The sequence below is a fragment of the Thauera phenylacetica B4P genome, from assembly GCF_000310225.1.
Lineage (GTDB): Bacteria > Pseudomonadota > Gammaproteobacteria > Burkholderiales > Rhodocyclaceae > Thauera > Thauera phenylacetica.
In genome coordinates, this window is record NZ_AMXF01000218.1 from 1 (window position 1) to 6773 (window position 6773).

Annotated in this window: 5 protein-coding genes; 3 read left to right on the forward strand and 2 right to left on the reverse strand. The window is 71.2% G+C overall.

All coding sequences use genetic code 11. The annotated features are described in order from the left end of the window. The first annotated feature begins 596 nt into the window (after window positions 1–596). Entirely contained in the window at window positions 597–920 is a 324-nt protein-coding gene (fliE, locus tag C667_RS18625; RefSeq protein ID WP_004375604.1) for a flagellar hook-basal body complex protein FliE, read from the forward strand. Window positions 921–1096: 176 nt separating this feature from the next. Here fliE and C667_RS18630 read toward each other — a convergent pair whose 3' ends face one another. Both C667_RS18630 and C667_RS18635 read right to left on the reverse strand, forming a co-directional pair. Further along, window positions 1097–2590, reverse strand: a complete 1494-nt coding sequence (locus C667_RS18630; protein WP_004375606.1) for a sigma-54-dependent transcriptional regulator — start codon at window positions 2588–2590, stop codon at window positions 1097–1099. Then, window positions 2587–3771: a sensor histidine kinase gene (locus C667_RS18635; protein ID WP_004375608.1), complete on the reverse strand. Its 1185-nt coding sequence runs from the start codon at window positions 3769–3771 to the stop codon at window positions 2587–2589. Before C667_RS18635 ends, C667_RS18630 begins: the two co-directional genes overlap by 4 nt. 203 nt (window positions 3772–3974) lie before the next feature. Here C667_RS18635 and fliF point away from each other — a divergent pair, with 203 nt between their 5' ends. Continuing rightward, entirely contained in the window at window positions 3975–5693 is a 1719-nt protein-coding gene (fliF, locus tag C667_RS18640; RefSeq protein ID WP_004375610.1) for a flagellar basal-body MS-ring/collar protein FliF, read from the forward strand. Next, entirely contained in the window at window positions 5690–6691 is a 1002-nt protein-coding gene (gene fliG, locus C667_RS18645; RefSeq protein ID WP_004375612.1) for a flagellar motor switch protein FliG, read from the forward strand. The genes fliF and fliG overlap by 4 nt, the downstream gene beginning before the upstream one ends. Window positions 6692–6773 lie beyond the last annotated feature (82 nt).

Sequence of the window (6773 nt, forward strand, 5' to 3'; positions counted from 1 at the left end):
GCGCCTGCCGGCGCTCCTACAGAAGCCCCCGACCCGCACCGGTTTCTGTAGGAGCGCCGGCAGGCGCGAAGGGGCCACGGGGAAAGGGATGCGCGTCGGGTGGGCGCGCGCCGCTTTCGCGCCTGCCGGCGCTCCTACATGAAACACCGCGCCTCGGCCTCCTGTAGGAGCGGCGGCAGCCGCGAAGACGGCGCCCGGAATTCGTGCCAGCGCCGCCGCACCGCCACATTCGCGCCTGCCGGCGCTCCTACATGAAACATCGCGCCTCGGCCTCCTGTAAGAGCGGCGGCAGCCGCGAAGACGGCGCCCGTAATCCGCGCCGGCGCCGCCGCACCGCCACATTCGCGCCTGCCGGCGCTCCTACATGAAACATCGCGCCTCGGCCTCCTGTAGGAGCGGCGGCAGCCGCGAAGACGGCGCCCGTAATCCGCGCCGGCGCCGCCGCACCGCCACATTCGCGCCTGCCGGCGCTCCTGCATGAAACACCGCGCCTCGCCCCCCTGTAGGAGCGGCGGCAGCCGCGAAGACGGTGCTGGCACGCGACTTGCTCTGCTACACTGACGTCACCGACCACCCTGAATTCGGGGGAATACGCTATGGACACCCGTGGAATCGACCAGATGCTGAGCGAGCTGCGCTCGGTATCGCAGGCCGCACAAGGCAAGGCTGCGCCCGCCGCCGACGCGCCTGCGGGGGGTGTCAACTTCGCCGACGTGCTCAACACCGCCTTGAAGGACGTCAGCGCCGCCCAGGGCGAGGCGCGTGCGATGGCGCAGAACTTTTCCGCCGGCGACCCCAACGTCAATCTGCAGGACGTGATGGTCAACCTGCAAAAGGCCAGCACGTCCTTCCAGCAGATGGTCCAGGTCCGCAACCGCCTGGTCACCGCGTATCAGGACATCATGAACATGCCGGTGTAAGCAGAGCCACCGAGACACGATGCTCCATGTAGGAGCGCCGGCAGGCGCGAATGCAGCCGTTCCACCGAGGCATCCGCGCAGATTTAACCCCCCGCATCCCCACCCCACAGCGCTCCCGCAAGAGGCGAGCCACGTGCCGTTCATGTAGGAGCGCCGGCAGGCGCGAACACAGCCCCTCAGACGTCGTGCCCTTCGTCGCGGTATTGCTGCAGCTTGTAGCGCAGCGTGCGCTCGGAGATGCCGAGCTTTTCCACGGTCTTCTTGCGCGAGCCGCCGAACGCGCGCAGCGTGGCGAGGATGTGTTCTCGCTCGAGGTCCTTCATGTTGGCCGGGCGCTCGGGAGCCGGAGCGGGCGCGCCGGGCCCGGCGGGCGGGAACGCCGTGGAAGACGCCTGCACCCCGGCAAACGCCCCCGCCGAACCGCCGTAGCCCACCGCGCCGGCCTGCCCGCCGCCCGCCTGCACGGCCCCGACCTCCCCCGCCTGCCCGGCAAGACCGGCAATCCCTGCCACTCCGCCGGCAGGATTTGCCGCCTCCAGCCTCCATTGCGGCAGGCACAGGCGGATCGTCTCGGCGCCGACCTCGTCGCCCTGGGTCAGGATCAGCACGCGGTGCATCGTGTTTTCCAACTCGCGAACGTTGCCCGGCCAGGCGTACTGCGGCAGCAGCGCCTCGGCGGCGGGCGAGAAGCGCACCTGGCGCTGCTGGCGGGCGGCGTGGCGGGCGAGGAAGTGGCGCGCCAGCGGCACGATGTCGCCGCGGCGCTCGCGCAGCGCGGGGATGGCGATCGGAAACACGTTGAGGCGGTAATACAGGTCCTCGCGGAAGCGCCCGGCGGCGACCTCACGCAGCATGTCGCGGTTGCTCGTCGCCAGCACGCGGATATCCAGCGCCACCGGCTTCTTGCCGCCCACGCGCTCGACCTCGCGCTCCTGCAGCACGCGCAGCAGCTTGGCCTGCAGGCCGAGCGGCATCTCGGAGATCTCGTCGAGCAGGATGGTGCCGCCCTGGGCCTGCTCGAACTTGCCCGGCTGCGCCGCCTGCGCGCCGGTGAAGGCGCCCTTCTCGTAGCCGAACAGCGTGGCCTCGAGCAGGTTCTCGGGGATGGCCGCGCAGTTGATCGCGATGAAGGGGCCCCTGGCGCGCGGCGAGTGCTGGTGGAGGTAGCGCGCGAAGACCTCCTTGCCGGTGCCGGACTCGCCCGACAGCATCACCGTGGCGTCGGATTCGGCCACGCGCGCGGCGAGCGCGAGCAGGTTGCGGGTGTGGGGGTCCTCGGCGATGGTGTCCTCGCCCGCCGGCTGCACCGCGGCGTAACGGCGCACGCTCTCGAGCAGCACCTCGGGCTCGAAGGGCTTCATCAGGAAGTCGCAGGCGCCGCCGCGCATCGCCGCCACCGCCTTGTCGACATCACCGTAGGCGGTCATCAGCAGCACCGGCAGCTGCGGTCGGCGCGCGCGCACCTCGTTGAGCACCTGCAGGCCGTCCATGGGCTGCATGCGCAGGTCGGTGACGACCAGGTTGAAGTGCTCGCGCTCGATCGCTTCCAGCGCCGCCGGGCCGCCATCGACGCCGGTGACGCGGTGGTGCGCCATTTCCAGCGTGAAGCAGACGGCCTCGCGCAGCGCGGCATCGTCCTCTACGACGAGGATGTTGAGGGTCTCGATCATGGGTTCTCTTGTGCGCCGTTGGACGCCGCCGCCAGGGGTACGACCAGGGTGAATTCCGCGCCGTGCCCGGGCGTGGAGCGCAAGGTGATATCGCCGCCGTGGGCGCGGGCGACGCCGCGGGCGATCGCCAGACCCAGCCCGGTGCCTTCGGCGCGGGTGGTGAAGAAGGGCTCGAAGAGGCGCTCCTGCAGCTCGGGGGCGATGCCGCGCCCGCTGTCGCGCACGCTGAAGCGCACCGCGGGCGCGACGATGCCGGCGTCGGCGGCGGCCACCAGCGCCGCCTCGCAGCGCAACGTGCCGCCCGCCTCGCAGGCCTGGATGCCGTTCTCGAGCAGGTTGGTGAGCGCGCCGCCGAGCGCCTTGCGGTCACCGACCAGCTCGGCCGCGCCGCAGGCGCAGTCGGCGGTGAACCTCACCTGGCGCGCGCGCGCCACCGGCTCGAGCGTGTGCGCGAGCTCGGCGAGCAGCTCGCACACCGCGAAGCGCTGCCGCCCGGCGCTGTCGCCGCGGGCGAACAGCAGCATGTCGCGGATCAGGCGCTCGAGGTAGCGCAGGCGCTCGAGCGCGCGGTCGGCCACCATGGTGCGCTGCGCCGGGTCGAGCTCGGGCTGGCGCAGGTTGCCGGTGTAGAGGAGCGCGGCGGCGAGCGGCGTGCGCAGCTGGTGGGCGAGCCCGGCGACCATCTCGCCCATGGCCGCGAGGCGCTCGTTGCGCTCGGCGGTAAGGCGCATGCGGTGGGTGTCGGTGACATCGTGCACCAGCAGGATGCGCTCGGCGCCCGAGTCGAGCTCGGACTCGGACAGCGCCAGCCGGCGCGGCTCGCCATCGACCGCGGCGGGGCCGCGGCGCAGCACGAATTCACCCGGGGTGCCGCTGTCCTCCAGGCGCGCGGCGAGCGCCGCCCACGCCATCCCGGCGAGCCCGCCGCCGAACAAGCCTTCGGCGGCGCGGTTGGCCTGCACCACGCTGCCCGCGCGATCGACCACCAGCACCCCGGCGGGCAGCGCGCCCATCAGCACCGAGAGGCGCTCGCTGAGCTGGCCGACCTGGGCCTGCAGCGCGGCGTAGGCGGTCGAGAGTTCCTCGGAGGCGCGGCTGAAGAGCGCGAAAGCCTCGGCGAGCTGGGCGGCGTCGAGCACGGGCGCCGCCCCGCCGGCATCGCCCGCCGACCCCGCGGGCATGGTCCCTGCTTGATCCTGGGTGGCGACTGCGGCCTGCATGGGAAGGTCCGGATCCGTTTTCACGGGATGCACTCTAAAGGCACAGGCCGCCATGGTAGCCGGCAAACAGGCGGCAAAAAATGCCGCTTTTCACGCCATGGGGCTTGCACGCGCGGACGCACAATGCCGCCATCCGCCAAAGCGTATGCAACAGGACCGCCATCATGGCCGCAGCAGAAAACACCGCCGACCTGCCCCCAGGCGCCGCCCCCGCCGATGCGCAGGCCGCGACGCGCATGCAGCAGGCGCTGCAGAACCTCGCCGCGCTGAACACCCGGCAGAAGATCGCCGGCGCGGTCGCGGTCGCGCTGGCGATCGCGCTGGTGGCCGGCACGCTGCTGTGGAACCGCGCGCCGGAGTACGCGGTGCTGTTCTCCAACCTCGACGAGCGCGACGGCGGGCAGATCATCGCCGAGCTGCAGCAGCGCAACATCCCCTACCGCATGTCGCCCACCGGCCACGCCATCCTGGTGCCGCAGGCGCGGGTGCACGAGACCCGGCTGAGCCTGGCGGCCGACGGCCTGCCCAAGGGCAGCCTCGCCGGCTTCGAGCTCATGGACGGGCAGAAGCTCGGCATCTCGCAGTTCAACGAGCAGGTGAACTACCAGCGCGCGCTCGAAGGCGAGCTCACCCGCACCGTGCAGGCGATCGACGCGGTGGCGAGCGCCCGGGTGCACCTGGCGATGCCCAAGCAGACCGCCTTCCTGCGCGACGACCAGCGCCCCACCGCCTCGGTGATGGTGAACCTGCGCGGCGGCCGCATCCTGTCGCCCGACCAGGTCGCCGGCATCGTGCACCTGGTGTCGTCGAGCGTGCCGCGCATGCACGCCGAGGGCGTGAAGATCGTCGACCAGAACGGCAAGCTGCTCACCGAGCAGGCCGACCCGCTGCTGCGCGCCGGGCTCAACGCCACCCAGCTCGAGTACGTCCGCCTGCTCGAGCAGGGCTTCATCGAGCGCATCGACAAGATCCTCGCGCCCCTGGTGGGCAAGGGGAACTACGGCGCCCAGGTGGCGGCCGATGTCGACTTCAACCAGGTCGAGCAGACCGCCGAGACCTACAAGCCCAACCCCACGCCCGACCAGGCCATCCGCAGCCAGCAGACCAGCGAGGCCTTCAACCCGCAGCCGGGCGCGCAGGGCGTGCCGGGCGCGCTCACCAACCAGCCGCCGGTGCCGGCGACCGCGCCGATCACCAACCCGCAAGTGGCCGGCGCTGGCGCGGGCGCGCAGGGCCTGGCGAGCGGCAACCGCAGCGCGGTGCTCAACTACGAGCTCGACCGCAACATCCAGCACGTCAAGCAGGCCGTGGGCCAGATCAAGCGCCTGTCGGTGGCGGTGGTGGTGAATAACCGCACCCTCCCCGGCCCCGACGGCACGCCCACCAACGTGCCGCTGCCCGACGAGGAGATCGCCCGCATCACCAACCTGGTGCGCGAGGCGGTGGGCTACAACGCCGACCGCGGCGACACGATCAACGTCGCCAGCGGCGCCTTCGCCGACGACGGCAGCGGGGTCGCGCCGCCGCCCTGGAAGGACCCCGAGATCATCGAGCTCGGCAAGGAAGGCCTCAACTGGCTGCTGGCGCTGGTCGCGATCCTGTTCGCCTACTTCGGCGTGATCCGCCCGCTGCTGCGCACCGTGGTGCCGCCCAAGCGCAAGGAAGACAAGAAGGCCGCCGCCGCGGGCGAGGAAGGTGAAGAGGCCGAGGAAGGCGAGGAAGGCGTGCGCGTCACCCTGTCCGGCGAGGCCGGCGAGGGCGAAGAGACCGAGACCTTCGAGCAGCGCCTCGAGCGCGCCCGCACGCTGGCACGCAACGATCCCAGGATGGTCGCCAACCTGATCAAGGACTGGATGGGCATGAACGAGGAGGCGCGCAAGTGACGACACCCGAGGAAGGCCTGGAGAAGGCGGCGCTGCTGCTGATGACGCTCGGCCCCGACGCCGCTGCCGGCGTGCTGCGCCAGCTCGGTCCGCGCGAGGTGCAGAAGCTGACCATGAGGATGGCCTCGATGGCGCCGCAGTCGCGCGAGACCGTGGAGCCGGTGCTGATCGAGGTGAACGAGCACTTCGGCAAGGGCTCGATGATCCAGTCCGACGACGACCAGCTGCGCGAGATGCTGACCAAGGCGCTCGGCGACGACCGCGCCAACCAGCTGCTGTCGCGCATGCTGAGCGGCTCGGAGACCGCCGGCATCGAGAGCCTGAAGTGGATGGACGCGGCCACCGCCGCCGACCTCATCAAGGGCGAACATCCGCAGATCATCGCCACCATCCTGGTGCACCTCGAGTACGACCAGGCCGGCGAGATCCTCAAGAACTTCGACGAGCGCCTGCGCAACGACGTGGTGCTGCGCATCGCCACGCTCGACGGCGTGCAGCCGACCGCGCTGAAGGAACTCAACGACGCCCTCACCCGCATGCTCTCGGGCGCCACCACGGTCAAGAAGGCGGCGATGGGCGGGGTCCGCCACGCCGCCGAGATCCTCAACTTCGTCGGCTCGAGCGCCGAGACCGCGGTCATCGACAACGTGCGCGAATACGATCCGGAGCTGGCGCAGAAGATCCTCGACGAGATGTTCGTGTTCGAGAACCTGCTCGACATCGACGACCGCGGCATCCAGAGCATCCTGCGCGAGGTGCAGTCCGACTCGCTGATCATCGCGCTCAAGGGCGCGCCGCCCGAGCTGCGCGAGAAGGTCTTCAAGAACATGTCCTCGCGCGCCGCCGAGATGCTGCGCGAGGACCTCGAGGCGCGCGGCCCGGTGCGGCTGTCCGAGGTCGAGGCCGAGCAGAAGGAGATCCTCAAGACGGTGCGCCGCCTGGCCGAGGAAGGCCAGGTCATGCTCGGCGGCAAGGGTGGGGACGATGGCTTCGTGTGATCGCCGCACCGCCCGCGTGCGCAGGCTCGCCCGGATGCGCACGCCCGCGCGCCCCGCGGGAAGCGCCCGGCGCCGCCCGGGG

Coding starts and splice junctions, on each gene's coding strand:
- fliF (WP_004375610.1), top strand. CDS start 3,975: ATGGCCGCAGCAGAAAACACCGCCGACCTGCCCCCAGGCGCCGCCCCC.
- fliE (WP_004375604.1), top strand. CDS start 597: ATGGACACCCGTGGAATCGACCAGATGCTGAGCGAGCTGCGCTCGGTA.
- C667_RS18630 (WP_004375606.1), bottom strand. CDS start 2,590: ATGATCGAGACCCTCAACATCCTCGTCGTAGAGGACGATGCCGCGCTG.
- C667_RS18635 (WP_004375608.1), bottom strand. CDS start 3,771: ATGCCCGCGGGGTCGGCGGGCGATGCCGGCGGGGCGGCGCCCGTGCTC.